The sequence below is a fragment of the Arthrobacter sp. B2a2-09 genome (assembly GCF_027587375.1).
Lineage (GTDB): Bacteria > Actinomycetota > Actinomycetes > Actinomycetales > Micrococcaceae > Arthrobacter.
On record NZ_JAMXIC010000045.1, the window covers coordinates 1 to 19,344 of the forward strand.

18 protein-coding genes are annotated in these 19,344 nt (G+C 64.3%); 10 read left to right on the top strand and 8 right to left on the bottom strand.

Annotated features, from left to right (window positions below; all coding sequences use genetic code 11):
• Positions 1-89: 89 nt before the first annotated feature.
• Positions 90-662, bottom strand: coding sequence for a phosphoribosylglycinamide formyltransferase (gene purN, locus NFJ07_RS24870; RefSeq protein ID WP_269998713.1), 573 nt, complete (start codon positions 660-662; stop codon positions 90-92).
• Between the two features lie 38 nt (positions 663-700).
• On the opposite strand from purN, the gene NFJ07_RS24875 reads away from it, so the two are divergent.
• Positions 701-1,123, top strand: a complete 423-nt coding sequence (locus NFJ07_RS24875) for a hypothetical protein (RefSeq protein ID WP_269998714.1) — start codon at positions 701-703, stop codon at positions 1,121-1,123.
• A 31-nt stretch (positions 1,124-1,154) separates the two neighbouring features.
• On the opposite strand, the gene NFJ07_RS24880 is transcribed toward NFJ07_RS24875, so the two are convergent.
• Complete coding sequence (locus NFJ07_RS24880) at positions 1,155-2,486, bottom strand: cell division protein PerM (RefSeq protein WP_269998716.1); 1,332 nt, start codon at positions 2,484-2,486, stop codon at positions 1,155-1,157.
• Between the two features lie 387 nt (positions 2,487-2,873).
• Between NFJ07_RS24880 and NFJ07_RS24885 the strand changes: the two genes are divergently transcribed.
• Positions 2,874-3,338: a DUF4383 domain-containing protein gene (locus NFJ07_RS24885; protein ID WP_269998718.1), complete on the top strand. Its 465-nt coding sequence runs from the start codon at positions 2,874-2,876 to the stop codon at positions 3,336-3,338.
• Positions 3,339-3,494: 156 nt separating this feature from the next.
• On the opposite strand, the gene NFJ07_RS24890 is transcribed toward NFJ07_RS24885, so the two are convergent.
• From NFJ07_RS24890 to NFJ07_RS24905, 4 genes are all read right to left on the bottom strand, one after another.
• Complete coding sequence (locus NFJ07_RS24890; protein WP_269998719.1) at positions 3,495-4,247, bottom strand: maleylpyruvate isomerase family mycothiol-dependent enzyme; 753 nt, start codon at positions 4,245-4,247, stop codon at positions 3,495-3,497.
• A complete protein-coding gene (locus tag NFJ07_RS24895) occupies positions 4,247-5,083 on the bottom strand; it encodes a fumarylacetoacetate hydrolase family protein (RefSeq protein WP_269998720.1) in 837 nt (278 codons plus the stop codon). Before NFJ07_RS24895 ends, NFJ07_RS24890 begins: the two co-directional genes overlap by 1 nt.
• Positions 5,080-6,210 carry a cupin domain-containing protein gene (locus NFJ07_RS24900; protein WP_269998722.1) on the bottom strand — a complete coding sequence of 377 codons (1,131 nt, stop codon included), beginning with the start codon at positions 6,208-6,210 and terminating at the stop codon, positions 5,080-5,082. The genes NFJ07_RS24895 and NFJ07_RS24900 overlap by 4 nt, the downstream gene beginning before the upstream one ends.
• Before the next feature lie 209 nt (positions 6,211-6,419).
• Positions 6,420-7,220: an IclR family transcriptional regulator gene (locus NFJ07_RS24905; protein ID WP_269998724.1), complete on the bottom strand. Its 801-nt coding sequence runs from the start codon at positions 7,218-7,220 to the stop codon at positions 6,420-6,422.
• Between the two features lie 47 nt (positions 7,221-7,267).
• Between NFJ07_RS24905 and NFJ07_RS24910 the strand changes: the two genes are divergently transcribed.
• From NFJ07_RS24910 to NFJ07_RS24925, 4 genes are all read left to right on the top strand, one after another.
• Entirely contained in the window at positions 7,268-8,617 is a 1,350-nt protein-coding gene (locus NFJ07_RS24910) for an MFS transporter (protein ID WP_269998726.1), read from the top strand.
• On the top strand, positions 8,610-9,875 hold the full coding sequence (locus NFJ07_RS24915; RefSeq protein ID WP_269998728.1) for an FAD-dependent oxidoreductase: 1,266 nt from the start codon (positions 8,610-8,612) through the stop codon (positions 9,873-9,875). Before NFJ07_RS24910 ends, NFJ07_RS24915 begins: the two co-directional genes overlap by 8 nt.
• Before the next feature lie 109 nt (positions 9,876-9,984).
• A complete protein-coding gene (locus tag NFJ07_RS24920) occupies positions 9,985-11,421 on the top strand; it encodes a flotillin family protein (RefSeq protein ID WP_269998730.1) in 1,437 nt (478 codons plus the stop codon).
• A gap of 8 nt (positions 11,422-11,429) precedes the next feature.
• Positions 11,430-11,672: a hypothetical protein gene (locus tag NFJ07_RS24925; protein WP_269998732.1), complete on the top strand. Its 243-nt coding sequence runs from the start codon at positions 11,430-11,432 to the stop codon at positions 11,670-11,672.
• An 81-nt stretch (positions 11,673-11,753) separates the two neighbouring features.
• Here NFJ07_RS24925 and NFJ07_RS24930 read toward each other — a convergent pair whose 3' ends face one another.
• Positions 11,754-13,643, bottom strand: coding sequence for a polysaccharide deacetylase family protein (locus NFJ07_RS24930; RefSeq protein WP_269998734.1), 1,890 nt, complete (start codon positions 13,641-13,643; stop codon positions 11,754-11,756).
• Between the two features lie 371 nt (positions 13,644-14,014).
• Here NFJ07_RS24930 and NFJ07_RS24935 point away from each other — a divergent pair, with 371 nt between their 5' ends.
• Both NFJ07_RS24935 and NFJ07_RS24940 read left to right on the top strand, forming a co-directional pair.
• Positions 14,015-15,274 carry a glycosyltransferase family 4 protein gene (locus NFJ07_RS24935; protein ID WP_269998736.1) on the top strand — a complete coding sequence of 420 codons (1,260 nt, stop codon included), beginning with the start codon at positions 14,015-14,017 and terminating at the stop codon, positions 15,272-15,274.
• Positions 15,271-16,710, top strand: a complete 1,440-nt coding sequence (locus NFJ07_RS24940) for a UDP-glucose dehydrogenase family protein (RefSeq protein WP_269998739.1) — start codon at positions 15,271-15,273, stop codon at positions 16,708-16,710. The genes NFJ07_RS24935 and NFJ07_RS24940 overlap by 4 nt, the downstream gene beginning before the upstream one ends.
• 69 nt (positions 16,711-16,779) lie before the next feature.
• On the opposite strand, the gene NFJ07_RS24945 is transcribed toward NFJ07_RS24940, so the two are convergent.
• The gene (locus NFJ07_RS24945) at positions 16,780-18,033 is read right to left on the bottom strand and encodes a beta-ketoacyl-[acyl-carrier-protein] synthase family protein (RefSeq protein ID WP_269998741.1); all 1,254 of its coding nucleotides are present in this window, start codon (positions 18,031-18,033) and stop codon (positions 16,780-16,782) included.
• Between the two features lie 67 nt (positions 18,034-18,100).
• On the opposite strand from NFJ07_RS24945, the gene NFJ07_RS24950 reads away from it, so the two are divergent.
• Positions 18,101-18,715 (top strand): TetR/AcrR family transcriptional regulator C-terminal domain-containing protein, encoded by a 615-nt coding sequence (locus tag NFJ07_RS24950; protein ID WP_269998743.1) that lies wholly within the window; start codon positions 18,101-18,103, stop codon positions 18,713-18,715.
• Between the two features lie 271 nt (positions 18,716-18,986).
• Positions 18,987-19,253, top strand: a complete 267-nt coding sequence (locus tag NFJ07_RS24955; protein WP_078106048.1) for an uberolysin/carnocyclin family circular bacteriocin — start codon at positions 18,987-18,989, stop codon at positions 19,251-19,253.
• Positions 19,254-19,344: the final 91 nt, after the last annotated feature.

Below are 19,344 nucleotides of genomic sequence, written 5' to 3' on the forward strand. Positions count from 1 at the left end.
CACCAGCCTCGGCTACAACGTCACCATCACACCCGTCACCGCAGCCTGACCCACCCGTACTTTCGTATTAGTTGGGTCGGAAGGAGGACTCAGGCGTGGTTTCCCGCCGCGAGCTCTGCGAGGGTACGGACCAGGAGCCTACGCTCCACCACCTTGATGCGTTCGTGCAGGGTGTCCTCGGTGTCGTCCGGGGCGATTTCGACGGCTTCCTGGGCGATGATGGGCCCGGTGTCCACGCCGGCGTCGGCCCAGTGGACAGTGCAGCCAGTCACTTTCACGCCATACGCCATGGCATCGCGGACTCCGTGGGCGCCAGGGAAAGCGGGCAGCAGTGCGGGGTGCGTGTTGAGGTACTTGCCTGCAAAGGCATCGATGAATTCCGGGCTGACAATCCGCATGAACCCGGAGGAGACCACCACGTCCGGATCGTACGAGGCAACGGCCTTGGTCAGCGCGGCGTTCCAATCGGCCCTGTCCGCGTAGTCCTTGAAGTCCACCACGAAGGTATCCAGTCCGGCCTCAGCGGAGCGTTCCACGCCGTAGGTACCCGGCCTGTCTGCTCCCACGGCTGCGATCTCGACGTCCAGCTCGCCCGCCTTCACGGCGTCGATTACTGCTTGGAGGTTGGAACCGGTGCCGGAGACGAGGACAACAATGCGCATTGCACTAGCTTATGGCTGGCTCGCGTAGGCTGGAAAACATGAATTCCGGCGTTGGACCCACCCCGCAGCATCAGCCACCGAGCGAGGCTGCCAAATCAGCGCTTGCCGTTACCCAAACGCTGTTCAGGACATTCCTGCTGACGGTGCTTGGCGCCATCTTCGTCTACATCCTGAACATCAGCTACGTCTGGCTCAGTGCCATCCTCACCGTCATTGCGGGGGTGCTTGGAGTCGTGGTCCTGGTGCGGACCATCAGGTTCAAGCAACCGCGCATCGTACTGTTTGGCACGATTTCCGGGCTGGTGGTCACGGCCATCATGTGCCTGCTGGTGCTCACCGCCGTCGTCTTCTTCCAGCAGATCCGCACCTTGCAGGATTGCGCACGAGGCGCGCTGACGCTGCACGCGCAGACCTCGTGCCAGGTGGATTTCCAGAAGTCCATTCCCTCCGGATTGCGTTAACCCGGGCGCAAGCCAAGGTGAGGCGGGCGCCTTAGCGGTGGTCGCCGTCGTACACGGAATCGTCGAGATCCGCCTCGCGGAGCTTCTGCCGCCTCTCGAGCCAGGGCCCCACCCAGTAACCGATCACGACGCCGATCCCCACCTCCGCGGCGATCCAGACTGCCGTCCACCGCGGGTCCGGGCCGATCTCGGTGAGGCGCCCGATTCCGGCGGAACCGCGCGCCAACCAGGCGAGGCCTCCAGCCATAGCCCCGGCCACAGCCCCGATGAGCGCGCCGAGGAACAGCGTGGAAACAGGAGCCGTGAACCAGCGTGCCCTGATCTTGATGGAGAGCCATTCGTCGAAGTGGTTCTCCCCCGCGCGCAGGAACCACCAGCCCGCCAATAGACCGCCGATCACCGGAAGGGCAAGGGCCGCGGCGCCGAAGTCGAGCTGGCCGGTGGGCAGCGCGCCGAAGACCGGAATGGCAGGCAAGGGCCCGACGGCGGTGCCCAGCGGCCCGGCATGTGAGCCGACACCGAGCGCGAACCCAGCGCCAGAGGACCAAGCGAGGGTGAAAACGGCCAGATTGGGCAGGTAGCCAAGCTGGGCGATGGTCAGGACGCCACCGCCGAGGGCGCCGGCTTTCAGGCCTTCGTACACGGCGATGATGTCCGTCCAGTGCATGACAAGATCGACGGCGAGCAGCATCGCAGCGAGTGTCATGGCGGCCATGATCGCCACAAATCCGGCTTTGATGGCGGAGCCGAAGTAGGAACCGGCCCAACGGGAATGTTGGCTTGTGCGTGCGAGCCAGTCGACGGCGTCGACGCCAATGAGCCGGCTCCAGGAGCCGGACTCACGCCGGGCGCCCACCACCATGCCGAGGCCGAACGGAATAAGCGGAAGTAATGCAGCGAACCAGATGTTGATGACGACGTCCTGCGTGCGGCAGACGAATCCGGTGGCCGCGCCAAACGCCCCATAGACAAGCAACGCTCCGAAGAAAGCCTGCCAAAGCTGGTCCGTGTAGGAAGCCCTGGCCAGTCGGCGGCCCGCGCGCCACGCCAGGAGGAAGGGGACCAGAGTCAGGCCGAGCGGGATAAGGGACAGCATGCCCGAACCCGGCAGAGCTGCGGTTCCCAGGTTGACGGTGGCAAGTTGCAGCGGCACGCCGTGGACCAGCAGCCAGGTTTGGCCAGCCAAGCGTGCCAAGAAATCGATGCTGTGGTTCTGGAATCCGTCAGTTGCCCAGACGCCGACCAGCGGCAAGACCACCACGAGCGCCGAGATGATGGCGGCCTGTGCCGACTCAAGGGCACCCTGCAGCCACAAAGGCATGGGCAAGCCACGGTTACCGGTCTGATCAGCGCGCAGTTTCATCGTGTTCTATCGTGCCACGGCGTGCCCCGCTCCTCCGGCAGGCGCCCGGACGGCCCGCCAATCCTCCAACGCTCGCTCACCTATAGCCCCCTCCCGGCCAACGCTCGCTCACCTATAGCCCCCTCCCGGCCAACGCTCGCTCACCTATGGGCCGCGACAGCCAATGCTCCTGCACATCTGCCGCGGCGCCGTCGTATATGTGAGCGAGCGTCAGCGGGAAACGCCCCAAGGTGAGCGAGCGTCAGCAGGAAACCCGACATAGGTGAGCGAGCGTCAGGGAAAAACGCCCCACAAGTGAGCGAGCGTCGGGCGCCGCCGCTCCCCGCGCTTTTTGCATAAGTCAGACGTAAAATTGGATTGTTCGCAATAGGTGGATGGAGGGCATAAATGACTACCGCGACCCCACATGCACATGGTGTTCACTTTGGACGCACGGACATCCAGAACATCGGCATGGGTGTAGGTATTCTGATGGCGCTGGTGGGCCTTCTCGGATTCATTCCGGGCATCACCATGCGGTACGGGGAATTGCAGTTCTTCGGGCCAAATTCGCACGCAATGCTCCTGGGTGTGTTCCAAGTGTCGCTGCTGCTCAACATTGTGCAGCTGCTCATCGGCGGAACCAGCTTGGCGATGTCCCGCTCGGGCGGCCATAGCGCACGCAATTACCTGATGAGCTTCGGTGCCTTGTACATCGTGCTCAGTGTGTACGGACTGAGTGTCGGAGTTGATTCGGCGGCCAACTTCCTGTCGCTGAACACGCTCGACAACTGGACGTTCATTGTTCTGGGCATCCTGATGGTCGCCGCAGGCTGGATGTTTTCACGGCATCTGGCTGACGACGCAAAATAGACCTATTCACAAGCCCGGATTGAGTTAGCCCGGGACTACAGGAGCCGCCAATGGGTAGGATCTACAGCCAAATCTGAATAGTCATACAAGCGGTTGGTGCAGTTCCTGCGGTGAAGAAGCCGGGAGCTGTGCCAACCTTCTTTGTGCCCGACGCCGTCAGACCCACTTGGGTGCCGCCGGCACCGGCCCAGCGATACCAAGTCCCTCGGGTTCCGCCCCAGCGACCCCGCCGGTCCCGCGCCCGGTGGCCCACTCCACGACCCCGGCGAGAGGCCCGGCGACGACGACGGCGGCGTCCGGATCGCCGAACGTGAGGTCCGTTCCGGTCACCTTGACGAGGAGCCCCTTATCGGTGCCGCGGGTGGCCCAGGCGGACGTGATGTCGTGTAGCAGCCGTTCCAGTACAGACGCCGGGATGTCAGCAAATGATGCTCCGTTGTCGAGGTCCACGGCATGCACCCAGACTTCGCGGGTGCGCATCCACACGGTTTCCGACGCCGGGACTTCCCTGCCCTGGATGGTCCGGACCGTGTGGTGCCACGCGTCCTCGGGCAGGTCGCGCCATTCCACGCTGAGGTGCACGGCGGAGTGGTCAAAGAGGTTCCGCAACGCGATGGGAGACAGCGTGGCACCGAAGTTGATCTCCTCATCCCGCACCGAGACGGAGGGATACATCGGAGTCTCGACGCCGGTCGAGGCCCATTCAACCAGCCGGGCGATGGCCCTGGCGTTGTAGCCGATGTGTGCGACAACGTGGCGGCGGCTCCACCCGGGAAGCAGCGAATCGCCGTCGAGCTCGGCATCGGAGAGTTCACTGAGCTTGCGGGCGAAGAACGCGGTCCCCCGCCGGGCCTGCAGCAGCTGTTCCTGCAGGCCCGGATCGGTGGTGAGATCGTGGCGGGCGACCATCAGGCTTCCTTGACCACGCGGTTGTTCAGCTGGCCCAGGCCTTCAATTGTGGTGACCAGGATCTGGCCTTCCTGGAGGTAGCGCTTCGGGTTCTGGGCGTGGCCCACACCGCCGGGCGTGCCGGTCGCGATGACGTCGCCAGGGTTCAGCGTGATGATGGTCGAAATGTAGGACACCAGGAATTCCGGGGTGAACACAAGGTCCCCGGTGGGGGTCTGCTGCTGGATCTCGCCGTCCACCGCGGAGGTCATCAGCGGCCCGGCCGTGAACTCGTCCTTGGTGACCAGGGCGGGCCCGAACGGCGTGGACTTCTCCCAGGTCTTGCCTTGGAGCCACTGGACGGTGCGGAACTGGTAATCGCGCATGCTGATGTCGTTCAGCACCGAGTACCCGGCGATGTGGTCCGCCGCGTCGGCTTCGCTGATCCGGCGCCCCTTCTTGCCGATCACGACGGCGAGCTCGGCCTCCCAGTCAACCGTGTCCGATTCCTGCGGCAACGCAAGATCGTCGTTGGGACCAATCAGCGATTCCTGGTACTTCGCGAACAGGGTGGGGTACTCCGGGATTTCCCGACCCATCTCCTTGATGTGGTTGCGGTAGTTGTGCCCGACGCAGATGATCTTCCCCGGTGAGGGCACGACGGCGGCGAGGTCGGCGCCGTCGTACGCGTGCGTTGCGCCGTTGGCCGCCTCCGCGATGGCCGCCCAGGCGGGATCCTGCAGGAGGGCGCCGACATCGGAGAAGCCGTCGATCTCGGTCAGGGTGTCGCCGTCCTGGCGGACGGCCACGGTGCCGGTGCCGGTCCCGTCAGAAGTGCGGAGGGTGAGGAGTCTCATTTGTTGCGTCCTTCGATGTACGTGCGGTTGAAATTCAGTCGTTCGAAAATGGGGGCATCGCTGAAGCGGAAGAGATCGAACTCGCTCTCGGCGCCAAGCGACCATTCCTGCCAGGACGGGACCACGAAGAGGTCGCCTTTCTCGAGGACCTTGGACTCCCCGTTCAGTACCACGGTGCCGCGTCCTTCGAAGACCTGCCAGACACTGGAGCCGACTTCGCGCACGGCCTGGGTGGAAGCGCCGGCGCGGAGGCGGTGGAATTCGGCGCGGATGGTGGGCATCACGTCCCCGCCGGTGGTGGGGTTGGTGTAGCGCACAGCGGCGTGGCCCTGGGACACCGTGGCGGGGTGGCCCTCATCCTCGAGAAGCAACTGTTCGCGCAAGGCAGCGTCGGTGTGTTCCCAACGGTAGGCAGCTATCGGGGAATTCACCGTGTCCTGCAGCCCGGACAGCGGACGCAGGCCCGGGTGCGCCCAGAGCCGCTCGGAGCGCGAAACGGCCGGGGTGGCCTCATCCGTGACGCGTTCGGTGCCGAATTCGAAGAACCCGGCGTCCGCGTAGTGCACGAACGGGATGTCCAGTCCGTCGATCCACGCCATCGGCTGGTCGGTGTCGTTGTGGTGGCCGTGGAAGTTCCAGCCCGGCGTGAGCAGGAAATCCCCGCGGCGCATCGCCACCGGGTCCCCGTTGACGACGGTCCAGACACCTTCGCCTTCGACGACGAAACGGAACGCGTTCTGCGAGTGGCGGTGCTCCGGGGCTGTTTCGTGCGCGCCGAGATACTGGATGGCTGCCCACAACGTCGGCGTCGCATACGGCGTGCCGGCCAGGCCCGGGTTGGCCAGGGCGATGGCACGGCGTTCTCCGCCACGGCCCACGGGCACCAAATCCCCGGCGCGGGCAGCCAGCGGGTACAGATCGTTCCAGCGCCACACGTGCGGCACCGCTTTCGGAGATGGCACCATCGGCATCAGGTCCGCGATCTCGGTCCAGAGCGGAATCAAGTTCTCCGTGTCGAAGTCGCGGTACAACTGCTCAAGCTGCTTGGCTTCCTCGGGAGTCGGTTCCGGAACCGCGTGCGCGGCGGCAACCGATTCATGTGTTGTGCTATCGGCGCTGATGGACACAGGGGGCCTCCTCAAGGGGTACGGGAAAGTTTTGGCGTACTCCAGACCTTAGGGAGACCCTCAAGTGATCTCCAGCATATTCTGCTAGCCAGAATCCACTGGCCCAACCGAGCTAACGGCCTGCCCCAACTGACTCGCAGTAGATGTCGTTATGGGCCCTCAAAACGACATCAACTGCGAGTCAGTTGGGTGGGGACTAGTTGGGTGGGTTACGGTTCGGACCCGGCCGGATTTGCCGCAATATCGATCTCCAATTGGCGCTGGGTTTCCCGCATGATGGCCACGAGTCCGCTGTCGAAGAGCCTGCGGAACCTTGCCACGGGGGTCGCGACGCTCAGGGCACCCACCGCAACGCCATTCCCGTTGTGGAGCGCCACCCCCAAAGCGCTGATCCCTTCCTCGGTGCCTTCGAAATTCGCGGCGAATCCGTTGTTCCGAATCGTCTCGAGCTCGCGGAGGAAAGCCGGATATTCGGCGTCGGGAATGCTGTCCCCGCCAATCTCCGCATTGTGGCTGCGGAACAACTGCTCAATCATGGCGGGCTCCAGCTCGGCCAACAGCGCCTTGCCGCCCGAGGCCTTGTTGGCGGGCAATACGGTTCCCTGCCTGTCGCCTACCCGCAGGGCATTGGTCCCCTCCACTGTGCCCAGGAACCTGACCTTGGTACCCACGCGAACCATGAGATTGACGGTCTCGTTGATCCGGCCACTCAGGAGTTCCATATGCGGCTGCGCCACCGTGCGCAGCAAACGGGTCCAACTGAGTCCTGCCGGGCCAACCCCCATGGCCGGCCCAGGCACGTAGCGGCGGGTCTCGTCCTGGACCGCGAACCCCCGGTAGACCAGCATGGCCAACAGCCGGTGGGCAGTGGAGGGGGCAACACCCAGCTCCGCGGCGGCGTCCTTGAGGCGCAGGCTGCCGCCGTCGCGCAAGAGCTGGAGGAGTTGCAGCGCGTTGTCCACGGCCTCAATGGAATAGGCCGGCTTCTTACGGACTGGAAGATTCTGCACGACAGAATTCTATTGGGCTACGGCGACGGCGGCCACACAGTGGTGGGATGAATCACACACCATCCGCTGCAGCGCCGGAGCGGACCCAACACGGCGTTCACCACTCCCCCGAGGCAGCAACCGAAGCTATGGCCCGGTTCTCCAGGCGTTCCGCCGCCGCTGTGCTGGTCTGCTGGTTGCTGGTGGTTTTCGACGGCTATGACCTCATCGTCTACGGCACCGTGCAGTCGTCCCTCATCACCGACACAGGGTGGGGGCTCACCAAAGCCACTGCCGGCACGGTCGGCTCGATGGCGTTCGTGGGCATGATGATTGGAGCCATCTTCGCCGGCAGGATGTCGGACAGTTGGGGCCGCCGCCGGACCATCATCGCCTGCGCCGCGCTGTTTTCGCTCTTCACCATCCTGTGCGCGTTCTCCCCTAACGCCTTCGTCTTCGGGAGCTTGCGCTTGCTGGCCGGCATCGGCCTGGGCGGACTTGTTCCCTCGGCAAATGCCTTGGTCGCGGAACTGGTCCCCGCCAAATGGCGGTCCACCATCGCCACGCTGATGATGTCCGGAGTCCCGATCGGCGGCTCGATTGCCGCGTTGGCAGGCATTCCGCTGATTCCTGCTTTCGGCTGGCCGGTCATGTTCCTGGCGGCCGCCGTGGCCCTGCTCGTGGTGGTTCCGCTGGGCATGCGCTTCCTCCCGGAGACGCTCCCGGAGACGCTCCCGCCGGCGAAGGCCGCAACGAACGCGAAACAGACAGTGGGCTTCAAGTCCCTGCTCCGGGCCCCGTACCTCGGCATGAGCATCCTGTTCGCGATCGCCACCCTCGTGACGCTCTTTGCCTGGTACGGCCTGGGCACGTGGCTCCCGAACTTGATGCAACTGGCCGGCTACAACCTCGGATCCGCCCTGACGTTCGGGCTGGCACTCAACCTCGGTGCCGTCGTCGGCTCGGTGGCCACCGCTTGGGCGGGAACGCGCTTCGGTCCCATCCCGACGGCGATCGCGGCAGCCGCCGTCGCCGCCGTCGCGCTGGCCGTACTGGTGGCGGGACCGCCTGTGGGGCTCGTCTACCTCATGTTGGTGCTGGCCGGGGTCGGCACCCACGGAACCCAGTGCCTCATCATCGCGGCGGTGGCCAGCCATTACCCGGCGCATCTGCGGGGCACAGCGCTCGGCTGGGCGCTCGGCGTGGGCCGCATCGGCGCGGTCGCCGCACCCCAAGTAGGCGGACTGCTGCTGGCAGCCGGGCTGGGCGTCAACTCGAACTTCCTGGCGTTTGCCGCGGCCGCCGCCGTCGCGGCCATCCTGCTCGGCACCATCGGAGCCAAGATCAAAACCACGAAGATCAAGGCCGCCAAAATCCAATCCAACAACACCACCTCTGTAGGAGCTAGCAATGTCTGACCGCAAACCGTCCACTGAAGTCCTCGTCGTCGGCGGAGGGATGGCCGGCCTTGCCGGTGCCCTGGCCCTCCGCGCTAACGGCGCCGAGGTGACGTTGGTTGAGCGGGCCCCCGAATTCGGCGAGGTCGGGGCCGGACTGCAGATGGCCCCCAACGCCTCCCGCGTCTTGAAGCGTTGGGGCCTCCTTGAGAAGGCGCTCGAGATCGGGGTCCGGCCCAAGCACTTGGTGTTCCGCGACGCCCTGAGCGGTGAGGAACTCACCCGGCAGACCCTCGGGGGCGAGTTCGAAAAGCGTTACGGCGCTCCGTACGTGGTGATCCACCGCAGCGACCTGCACCGGATCCTGTTGGAAGCGTGCCAAGACGCCGGCGTCCGCCTGGTGAACGACGTCGTCGTCGAGAACGTTGAGACCGTGAACGCCCGCGGCGTGGCGCACACGTCGAGTGGGGACGTTTACGAGGCCGACGTCGTAATCGGCGCCGACGGCCTCAAGTCCACGCTCCGCGCCGCCGTCGCGCAGGACGGGCCGGTGTCGTCGTCGTACGTCGCCTATCGCGGAACTGTGCCCATCACGCCTGAGACCCCGGCGACCGATCTCGAGGACGTCGTCGTCTACCTCGGGCCGGACTGCCACCTCGTGCAATACCCGCTGCGCAAGGGGGAACTGCTCAACACGGTTGCTGTTTTCAAGTCGCCCTCGTTCGAGCGCGGCGAGGAGCAGTACGGCGGCGTTGACGAACTCGAGGCCGCTTACAAGGACTGCATTCCAGCCGTACAGCTGGCGCTGCGGAACCTTGCGACCGGCCTTCGCTGGCCCATGTACGATCGCGATCCCATCGAAAACTGGATCGACGGCCGCCTGGTCTTGATGGGTGATGCCGCGCACCCCATGCTCCAGTATTTGGCCCAAGGAGCCTGCCAGGCGCTTGAAGACGCCGCGGTCCTCCAGGACTCCACCGTCGGTTCCGTGTTTACCGACGACGGCGTGGACACCGGTGCGTGGGACCGCGCCATCAGCGATTTCAACTCAGCCCGCGCGGCGCGCACGGCCCGCGTCCAGCGCACGGCGCGCGTCTGGGGCGAGTCCTGGCACGTGTCCGGCGTCGCCCGCATCTTGCGGAACCTGCTGTTCAAAAGCCGCAAGGACGGCGACTTCCAGTACAACGACTGGCTCTACGGCCAAGAGGGCGACGGCGTCCCGGCACCTCGGGCGGTAGCTGAGGTGAGGACTGAATCGCTGGCGGGAACGCACGCTTAGGAGCATCCGTTGTGTCAATTGTAAGTAAACAAATAGCTGGACTCCTGGAGCAGACCGAAGCAGACTGACTACACGAGCCGCTTGAGTGCTTGCCGTTGAAAGGACAGTCATGTTCGACCTCGTTGCTTATCTCCCCATTCTTGTCACCGTATTAGGGGTAGTTGTCGCCGTTGCCGTCATTAGGCTTCTCATCAAATTGATGTGGAAGGTGGCTGAACCAAACGAGGCACTGATCATTTCCGGCCTGACTCGGGGAAGTTTGGACACCAGGGACGGAATGGATTTCAAAATCGTCACCGGTAAGGGTGCCCTGGTGGTTCCCGGGCTCCAAACCGTGAGGACTTTGTCCCTGACGCTGAATGAAACAGAGCTCCAGGTCAACTGCGTGACCTCGCAAGGTATTCAGGTGATCGTGGAGGGTGTGGTTATCTACAAAATCGGTGATGCCGCGCCCTTCATTGCGAACGCCGCGAGGAGGTTTCTCGGCCAGCAGCCCAAAATGCAAAGCCAGGTCTACAACGTCTTTGAGGGACACCTGCGCTCGATCATTGGCAGCATGACCATGGAAGAAATCATTCGTGAGCGCGACAAACTCGCGTCTTTGGTCCGGAGCGCCAGTGGTATTGAAATGGAAAAGCTTGGCTTGGTGGTTGATTCCCTTCAAATCAAGGACCTCCAGGACCCCACGGGCTACATTCAGAACCTGGCCAAGCCGCACATTGCGCAGGTCAAAATGGAGGCCCGCATCGCCGAGGCCACCAGAAACCGCGAAGCCGCGGAAAGGGAAGCTGAGGCAGCTGCCCAGATTGCCGATGCCCAGAGCCTCTCGGCCATCAAGCAATCAGCGGCCCAAGCCAATGCCGAGACCGCCAGGGCCAACGCGGCGCAGGCAGGTCCGTTGGCCGACGCCACGGCGCGCCAGCAAGTGGTGGTCCAGGAAACCGAGGTGGCCAAGCTGGAGGCGGACCGCGAGGAGCAGAAGCTCCAGACATCCATCCGAAAGCCTGCCGATGCAAAGGCGTACGCCCAGCGGACCGAGGCGGAAGCCCAAAAGGCTGCCGACATCAGCGCCTCCGAGGCGCGGGCACGGCGGACGGAACTCGAGGCCCAGGCAAACGCCCGCAGAGTTGAAGTCGAAGCGCAGGCCAACGCCACGGCGGCGGCCGCCATTGCGGGTGCTACGAAGATCACCGGTGAAGCCGAAGCCGCTGCCACCAGGGCCCGCGGTGACGCTGCAGCCTCCGCCATCAAGGCCAAGTCCTTGGCGGAAGCGGACGGCATCAAAGCCCGTGCCGAGGCTCTCGGAACCAACCAAGAGGCCGTGATCTCCCAGCAGCTTGCCGAGAACATGCCTGCGATCGTTGCAGCCGCGGCTGAACCCTTCGCCCACGTGGGGCAACTGACGGTCCTCAATGGTGGCGAGGGCCTCAACAGCATGGTGGGTGGGATCCTGGCCCAGGTCGGCAACTACCTGCCATCGATCACATCGGCGCTCAAGAACGGCAAGGAACCGGCCAAGCGGCCCACCAAAACCCCTGATGCATAGGGACACTGATGCACAGAGAGGTTGATCGGAGCCTGACCGGCAAAATCGGTAGGGTCACGGGTCGTATCGGGCCGGGCACCGTAGGGGAAGTGATGCTGCCGTTCCACGGCGGCACGAGCGCCTTCCACGCACATCCGTTCGACAAGAGCAGTGTTTTCAACGTGGGTGATGAGGTGCTTGTCATCTATTACGAGCCGCCCGGGACAGTATTCGTTGACGAGCTGCCGGACGTTCTGAAGGCGGCCAAGTAGCAGGCTAAGTAAACACGCCAAGCAAACAACTGAGGGCGGCTAAGCAGCCGCCCTCAGTGTTCGTTTCAGTTACTCAGTTGCTCACCCCAGGGGCGGGGCTCCGACGGTGTCAAACATGGCGTAGTCATCCGTGGTGACTGTGCCGTTGTTGAACAGGCTCAAGCCGAAGCTGATTGCAGTGGCCCCGGCGGGGAGTGCCGGCGTCGTGAAGCTTGCCTGGGTATAGGTAGTGGCGGTGTTCAGCCACGGTCCGGAGGTCCAGTAGACCCACGCGCCAGAGGCGTCACGGTAATACAAAGCGAACTGTGTGACGGCTGTGGCGGTGTACCAAACACGCACCGAGTAGGTGTGTCCCGCGATGGCTGGTGGAGCGCAACTACCGGAGTCCAATGTGGGAAGCAGTTTCGCATCACCACTTGAGTAGCCCGTGATGGTGAGCTTCTCAGCCTTCGTACCGGTGTGAGCCGTGGCTACGGTGCTGAACACGGCGGTATTGGTGCCGTATCCACCCGCCTGCCAGCACTGTGGGAACGAGCCCGCCCCGGCAGTTTCAAGGCTGGGGTTCTGTACGAGGTTGGTTCCGGGCGGTGGGGGCGGAGGTGGCGTCACGGTGGCGACGTCGAACATCTCGTAGTCGTCCGTCGTGATGGTGCCGTTGCTGAACAGGTTCAGCCCGAAACTGATGCCGCTGGCGCCAGAAGGAAGGGCCGGAGTCGTCCAGCTTGCCTTTTGGTAAGTAGTAGCTGCGGCGAACCACGGGCTGGAGGTCCAGTACGTCCACGAACCGAGTCCAGTTCGGTAATACAGCTCGAACTGAGTGTTGGCGGTGGACTTATACCAAGCGCCTATGTTGTAGGTGTGTCCCGCAGTTGCCGTCGGAGAACAACCTCCAAGGTCCAGGGTAGGCAACAGTTTCGCATCGCCGTCGACATATCCACTCACTACGAGCTTTTCGGCGACGTTCCCGGTATGCCCGGGCCTGACCGTGGAGAAGGTAGCCGTGTTTGTGCCGTAGCCTCCAGCGGCCCAACATTGCGGGGCGCCGTTTGCGAGGGTTTCGAGGCTCGGGTTCTTGACCAGGTTTCCAGTACCCTGTGGCGGGGCCGGCGGTCCGGAAACCAGCGGCTTGACCGTTCCGCCTATCACCTGTGCCACCGTCTTGACGCTTGTCGTTGCAGGACGCGTCTTGAGCCACGTAGCGAACTGGGCGAACAAGGTGGGCGTGATGTTCAGCGCATCGGTGCTGGTGGCCGAAATGTGGTGGAAGGTGAGCTGCACCCATCCGCCTGCGGGCTCGGCCTGCGTGACCGATTTCTCCAGGTCTGCCAGGGTCCAGGTGTTGTCCACTTCATCCGGGGCCGCCGTGTTGTACGCGTTCACCGGCGGGATGGTCTCCGCGAGGGGGCAGCCGGCGCAGCTGAACCGCGTCTTGATGTCACCAAGATTGCGGGCACTATTGAAGCCGCAGTTCTTGACTATGGTTTCGAGGGATGCGTTCTCGGCAGCGAAGGGATACGCGAAGTCAGTGATCGTGAATCCAAGGTTGCTGAGGTTCACCCTGTCGTTGCAAATCTGGCGAGTTGCCTCATCCGATGTCACGGTGGTCAGATCCGGGTGGGTAACAGTGTGGCCGGCAATCTCGTTGCCGTTCGCCACGAGGCCCTGCATGTCGCTTGTCGTCAGGTAATTGGGGTTGTTAATGAATCCGGAGGGCGTGAAGAAAGTACCCACCAGGCCCAGGGTCTGCATGGTCTGAGCGGCGTTGAGTTGGTCGGCATTTGCGTCGTCAAAGGTCAAGGTGACGACTGTTGGATTAGCGGCTTGCGCGGCGGGTGCGGTGATGCCGGCGGTGACGCCAGCGAACGCAATTGCCACCACAACGGTGGAGAACCAGGTGAACCATTTGCCGGGGATCGTCCGTTTGAACGTCCGGTGCTGGTCAACCTGGTCAGTACGGTTGAAGAGTTTCATAGGGTCTGGCTCGATTCTAGGCAACGGCCTGGCCGGACATACGGGCGGCGCAGGGCGACTACACCCAGCGCTATTCAGCGCACGAGGGCGCGCCGCCCAGTCAGCGCCCTCTGCCGAAACACCCCGGTGCCCGGGACAAGCCCCAGTCATGGCCACGAGGTTCAATACAGTTGTCACCGTAAGTCGGGCGCATATTGGGGAATAAGAGTAACTTCTACCCGTCTTTCAACTCCGCAATTACCTAGATTGGCGCATTTTCAGTCGCTCGGAATCCTACACTCGGGAATCAACATCAATTTGTTAACCAAACCTTCCCCCTACCGTCACGCCCATTCCCCCGCTTCGCCAACCTCCGCGCACACCGTGGAGGGGTGAGGATCGCTATCGTTGCCGAATCATTCCTGCCGCTCATGAACGGGGTAACCCACTCCATCCTGCGGGTGCTGGAGCATCTGCAAGAGCGCGGCGACGAAGTGATGGTGATTGCGCCCTCGACGTCGGACACTGCTGTCTCGGACGTCGTGAACGGCGCTTTTGTCCACCGCCTCCCCTCCGTGCCCTTGGCCGGGTACACAAATGTGCGGGTGGCGTTGGGCGGTGTGAGCCGGGTCAAGAGAATCCTTGCCGACTACGCACCGGACGTCGTCCACCTTGCATCCCCTTTCGTGCTCGGATGGCGGGCTGTGCAGGCTGCGCACCAGCTCGGCATCCCCACGGTTGCCATCTATCAAACCGAGGTCCCCAGTTACGCCGCCCGGTATGGCGTCCCCATCCTGGAGAACTGGGCATGGAACCGGGTGGACAACATCCATCTTCGTGCAGACCGGACACTGGTCCCGTCCACGTTCGCGCTAAACCAGTTGCGCGGCCGCGGGATCTTAAGGGTGGGCATGTGGCGGCGCGGTGTGGATACCGCGCGGTTCTCCCCCACCAAGCGCTCGACGGCGTGGCGCGCCTCCGTAGCGCCCCACGGCGAGCGCATCATCGGCTATGTCGGCCGCCTCGCGGTGGAGAAGCAGGTGGAGGACCTCGCCGTGCTGGCGGACCTGCCGGGAACGAGGCTTGTCATTGTGGGCGACGGCCCGCAACGCGCTGCCCTCGAAGCAGCACTGCCGAACGCCTTCTTCACCGGGTTCCTGGGCGGCGAGGAATTGGCCCAGGTCGTGGCGGGCCTTGACCTCTTCGTCCATCCTGGCGAGTTCGAAACGTTTTGCCAGACGATCCAAGAGGCCATGGCCTCGGGCGTTCCCGTCGTGGCCACCGGCCGCGGCGGTCCCCTCGATCTCGTGGAAAACTCCCGTACCGGGTGGCTTTACGAGCCGGGAGACCTTGCGCAGTTGCGGGGCTACGTGCAGGACCTGGTGGGCGACGACGCCAAGCGCCGTGCGTTCGGAACGGCGGCACTCGCTTCGGTCCAAGGACGGACCTGGCCGGTGCTGAGTGCCCAACTCGTCCAGCACTACGAGGCAGTGATCGCCGGTGAAGCGCTCGTGGAGCCTGCCGCTGCACCCATCCAACCGGCCGAGCTTCAGGCGGCCGAGTTTCAGGCGGCCGAGCTTCAGGCGGCCGAGTTTCAGGCGGCCGAGCCCGCCACTATTTCCGTGACTTCCAGCAAAGGACTCCCAGCATGAAAATCTCCGTTGTAGGCTGCGGCTATCTTGGCGCGGTGCACGCCGCAACGCTCGCGTCGATGGGCCACACCGTGGTGGGCATCGACGTCGATGCCCAGAAGGTCGCTCACCTGAACAATGGCTTCGCGCCCTTCCACGAACCCGGCCTTGACGAACTCCTCCGGGACGGCTTCGCCACCAAGCGGCTCACGTTCTCCACTGACTTCGCCGACGCCGCAGACGCCCAGACGCACTTCCTCTGCGTGGGCACCCCGCAATCCAAGACGTCGGATACCGCTGACCTCTCCTACGTGATCGCAGCCACGAAGAGCCTCCTCCCGCATCTGGCGAGGGGCGCCGCCGTCGTCGGCAAATCCACCGTTCCCGTGGGCACAGTGGACATGCTCCGCGGCATCCTTGCCCGCAGGCCGGATGTCCTGCTCGGTTGGAACCCCGAGTTCCTGCGTCAAGGCACGGCAGTGAAGGATTCATTGGTACCAGATCGATTGGTGTACGGCGTGCCGGGCGGCAAGGACTCTGCCGCCGGCACCCCGGTGACGGCGGCGCTCGACGCCGTCTACGAACCGCTGATTTCCGCCGGGATCCCGCGGCTGGTCTGCAACTTCGCGACAGCCGAGCTCATCAAGTCCGCCTCCAATGCGTACCTCGCCACGAAGCTCAGCTTCATCAACGCCATGGCCGAACTTTGCGACGCCTCAGGGGCCGACGTTACCGAGCTCAGTGAGGCGATGGGCCTGGATCCGCGCATCGGCAACCGGTACCTGCACGCCGGCCTGGGTTTCGGAGGCGGCTGCTTGCCGAAGGACATCCGCTCGTTCCGCGCACAGGCACAAGCGCTGTCCGTGCCTTCCCTCGATGAGTGGATGGGCGTGGTCGACTCCATCAATCTGGGCCAGCGCGCCCGCGCCGTGCACGTCGCCCGCGAAATGTGCAAAGGCTTCCTGTCCGGCCGCACCGTCACCGTGCTGGGCGCCGCCTTCAAACCGGACACCGACGACATCCGTGACTCCCCCGCCCTGGACGTCGCACTCCAGTTGGCCGCGGCGGGCGCCCACGTTACCGTGACCGATCCCAAGGCCATCAACAATGCCTGGATGCGCTACCCCCAGCTCCGCTTCGAAGCGTCCACCACTCGCGCGCTCGAAGGCGCTGAGTTGGTGCTGCTGCTCACCGAATGGGACGAATACCGAGCCCTCTCACCCGCCGCTGTCGGTTCGCTCGTACGACGCCGGATGGTGCTGGACGCGCGGAACGTCCTGGACGCTGGGGTGTGGCAGGCGCAAGGCTGGACTGTGCGCGGGCTCGGAACCGGCTCTTACGCTGAGCCTGCGGAGCCGATTGCTGAAGTCAAGCCCGCCGTCGTTCCCGTCGAACCGGTCAACACGCGGCCGTTCGTTGTCGGTTCGCCGGCCAAGGCACCGTCGACGAGACGGTAGCCTTGCTTGGCGGCGGCCGAGTAGGCCGAGCTCGCAGTGGCGGTGGTGTCGCCGGCGCGGTCGCGTGGTTCATCGTGTGGTCGAGGTAATGGGGTGTCGTGCATCGGTGACGACGAGGGAAACGTTCTGCCCACCGAAGCCGAAGGAGTTGCTGAGCACAGCCTGTTGAGGGAGGTTCCGTCGTTGGGTGGCGACGTCGAGGTTGATGTCGGGATCAACGTCGCTCGGGGTGAGGTTGCGGGTCGGCGGAACGACGTCGTGCTTCACGCTGAGGACCGCTATGAGAGCCTCGATCGCCCCTGCAGCCCCGAAGAGATGGCCGAGCGCCGCTTTGGGCGCCGTCACGGTCGCGTGCCCGAATACCTCCCTGATCGCACGGGACTCGGCAGCATCTCCCACCGGCGTCCCAGTAGCATGGGCATTGATGTGCCCGATCTGCTCGGGATCAAGTCCGGCTTGCGCGAGAGCCTTCCGCATTGCCGAGATCTGACCGCTGCCATCGGGAGCGGGGGCGGTGAGGTGGTACGCGTCGGCCGCGATGCCGGCTCCGGCGAGCACTGCGTGGACCCGTGCACCACGCGCAGCGGCGTGTTCGGCGCTCTCGAGCACCAAGACCGCGGCACCTTCCGCCAGGACGAATCCGCTGCGGTCCGCGGCGAACGGTCGAGACGCTGAGGCCGGCTCCGCGGTGTGACGCGACAGCGCCTGGGTCTGCTTGAAACCGGCGACGGTGATCGGGGTAATCGCTGCCTCCGTTCCGCCCGCGATGACCACGTCTGCTTCGCCAGCACGGATGAGCCTGGCCCCTAGCGCGATCGCCTCGGCACCGGATGAGCAGGCGGAGACTGGTGTGTATACCCCGGCGCGCGCACCGTAGGCGATGCTGATCAGGGCGGCAGCGGCGTTGGGCATGAGCATCGGGACGGTTCGTGGCGAGACACGGCGGGCACCCGACAGTTCAAGAACGTCGTCTTCCTCCAACAGGGTCTGCACGCCGCCGATTCCGGTGCCGATCGCCGAGGCGAGTCGCTCCGGGTCGACTTCAGGGGCTCCGGCGTCAGCCCAAGCCTCGGCCGCAGCGACGAGAGCTGCCTGCTGCGAGCGGTCCAGACGCCTGGCTTGCACCGGGGACAGGCGCGTGGCCGGGTCGATCGCCATCGTCCCGGCCACGGTGCCGGCCAGTTCGCCGTCCTCATGGCCGGGTAGAACCTCGCCCCGGATGCCGGACTCGCCGGCCAGCAGGGCTTCCCAAGTCGATCTGACGTCGCCTCCGAGCGGCGTGATCGCGCCAAGTCCGGTCACTACAACCTCATTCCGTCCCATGCCCTTCAACCACCTCTCTTGTATGTCATACAACTAACGCTACTTTTGTATCACATACAATCGAGAGGTGATTCAGAAGCGAACCGAACCCGAGGCGCAGACCTCGACGCTCGAGCGCGGACGCGCGACCCGGAGGCGACTCATCGAGACCACGGCCCGGCTCGGCAAGGAGCGCCACGGAGCCCAGCTGAGCGTCGCGGAAATCGCAGACGCGGCAGGGGTGTTCCCCAACCAGATCACCTACTACTTCGGTTCCAAAGACTCACTACTCGTGCACGCCGCATTCCTTGGTCTGCTCCACGACACCCGGCGGATCGAGCGGATCGGCCGCCAGGCCCCCGACGCGGCGACCTTCCGGCGCAACATCGCCCGCGCGGTCCTCGCCTTGCCCTCGCTCCCTTCGGTCGCGGGAGCACTCGCGACCGGAATCGCCAAAGCCGAGCTCGCCCCCGTGGTCGACGAGCACCTCCAACTGCTGTTCCGCCAATCGGAGCGATTCATGAGCCAGATCGTCGGCAGCCGGGGTTGGAGCCTCAAGCGACCCGTCGACGTCGAAGCCAGGACATTCTGGAGCGCCGCACTCGGTGCCGCACTCCTCGCACACGCTGGGGCGCACGGCACCGGCGCAGACCTCGACCTCGCCGGGACGTTGACGGTCCACGACCAGGCCGACCACGTCTAAGTTCCTTAGCGTTCCAAGTGCCGCGCGCGGCTCTCAGTGTTTTCACTCGGCGCACACGTAGACGGGTCCGGGCGCACACGGAGATCCGGCTTGTTCACACTGAGAAACGGCCCTGGGCACACGGAGTTTTCACTTTTTTACACTTAGACGCCAATTTCACCGAGAGAATCTGAATCGTGGATGGCCTTCCTTTTGGAGGGGCACCACTATTCAGGGCCAGCGATTCCGTTGGCCGTTCTACTCGAGAAATGGGGTTGAAGTGGAATCAACAATGACGAAAAGGACCGGGCTTCAGGCTGCGGCCGCGGCTGCGCTGGCTGTGGTTGGCATCTTCGGCGCGAGCTTGGCTGTTTCATGGATCGCGGGGTCCCTTGGCATCTCTGCCGCGGCGGCGTCCCAGATCATGCACGCCATCGAGGTCGGAGGCTGGGCTCTCGTTGTCATCGGCACAATCTTCGGGGCAGGAATCACCGGTGCCTTGATCGCAACGGCTCGAACCATCCTCTTCCGTATCGGCCGGGCGCAAGCGGTCGCATAAATCGATGCTTGCTAAGCCTCGATCCACCGATGTGCCCGGGCTGATGATTTGAATCCGGTTCGGCTCGTTGTGCGGGCAGGGAGCATGCTGG

What these genes read in the sequence shown, in the direction of transcription:
- purN (WP_269998713.1), bottom strand. Translation starts at nt 662, where the DNA reads ATGCGCATTGTTGTCCTCGTCTCCGGCACCGGTTCCAACCTCCAAGCA.
- NFJ07_RS24915 (WP_269998728.1), top strand. Translation starts at nt 8,610, where the DNA reads ATGTCTGACCGCAAACCGTCCACTGAAGTCCTCGTCGTCGGCGGAGGG.
- NFJ07_RS24890 (WP_269998719.1), bottom strand. Translation starts at nt 4,247, where the DNA reads ATGGTCGCCCGCCACGATCTCACCACCGATCCGGGCCTGCAGGAACAG.
- NFJ07_RS24925 (WP_269998732.1), top strand. Translation starts at nt 11,430, where the DNA reads ATGCACAGAGAGGTTGATCGGAGCCTGACCGGCAAAATCGGTAGGGTC.
- NFJ07_RS24885 (WP_269998718.1), top strand. Translation starts at nt 2,874, where the DNA reads ATGACTACCGCGACCCCACATGCACATGGTGTTCACTTTGGACGCACG.
- NFJ07_RS24910 (WP_269998726.1), top strand. Translation starts at nt 7,268, where the DNA reads ATGAATCACACACCATCCGCTGCAGCGCCGGAGCGGACCCAACACGGC.
- NFJ07_RS24875 (WP_269998714.1), top strand. Translation starts at nt 701, where the DNA reads ATGAATTCCGGCGTTGGACCCACCCCGCAGCATCAGCCACCGAGCGAG.
- NFJ07_RS24880 (WP_269998716.1), bottom strand. Translation starts at nt 2,486, where the DNA reads ATGAAACTGCGCGCTGATCAGACCGGTAACCGTGGCTTGCCCATGCCT.
- NFJ07_RS24955 (WP_078106048.1), top strand. Translation starts at nt 18,987, where the DNA reads ATGACGAAAAGGACCGGGCTTCAGGCTGCGGCCGCGGCTGCGCTGGCT.
- NFJ07_RS24945 (WP_269998741.1), bottom strand. Translation starts at nt 18,033, where the DNA reads ATGGGACGGAATGAGGTTGTAGTGACCGGACTTGGCGCGATCACGCCG.
- NFJ07_RS24930 (WP_269998734.1), bottom strand. Translation starts at nt 13,643, where the DNA reads ATGAAACTCTTCAACCGTACTGACCAGGTTGACCAGCACCGGACGTTC.
- NFJ07_RS24895 (WP_269998720.1), bottom strand. Translation starts at nt 5,083, where the DNA reads ATGAGACTCCTCACCCTCCGCACTTCTGACGGGACCGGCACCGGCACC.
- NFJ07_RS24940 (WP_269998739.1), top strand. Translation starts at nt 15,271, where the DNA reads ATGAAAATCTCCGTTGTAGGCTGCGGCTATCTTGGCGCGGTGCACGCC.
- NFJ07_RS24920 (WP_269998730.1), top strand. Translation starts at nt 9,985, where the DNA reads ATGTTCGACCTCGTTGCTTATCTCCCCATTCTTGTCACCGTATTAGGG.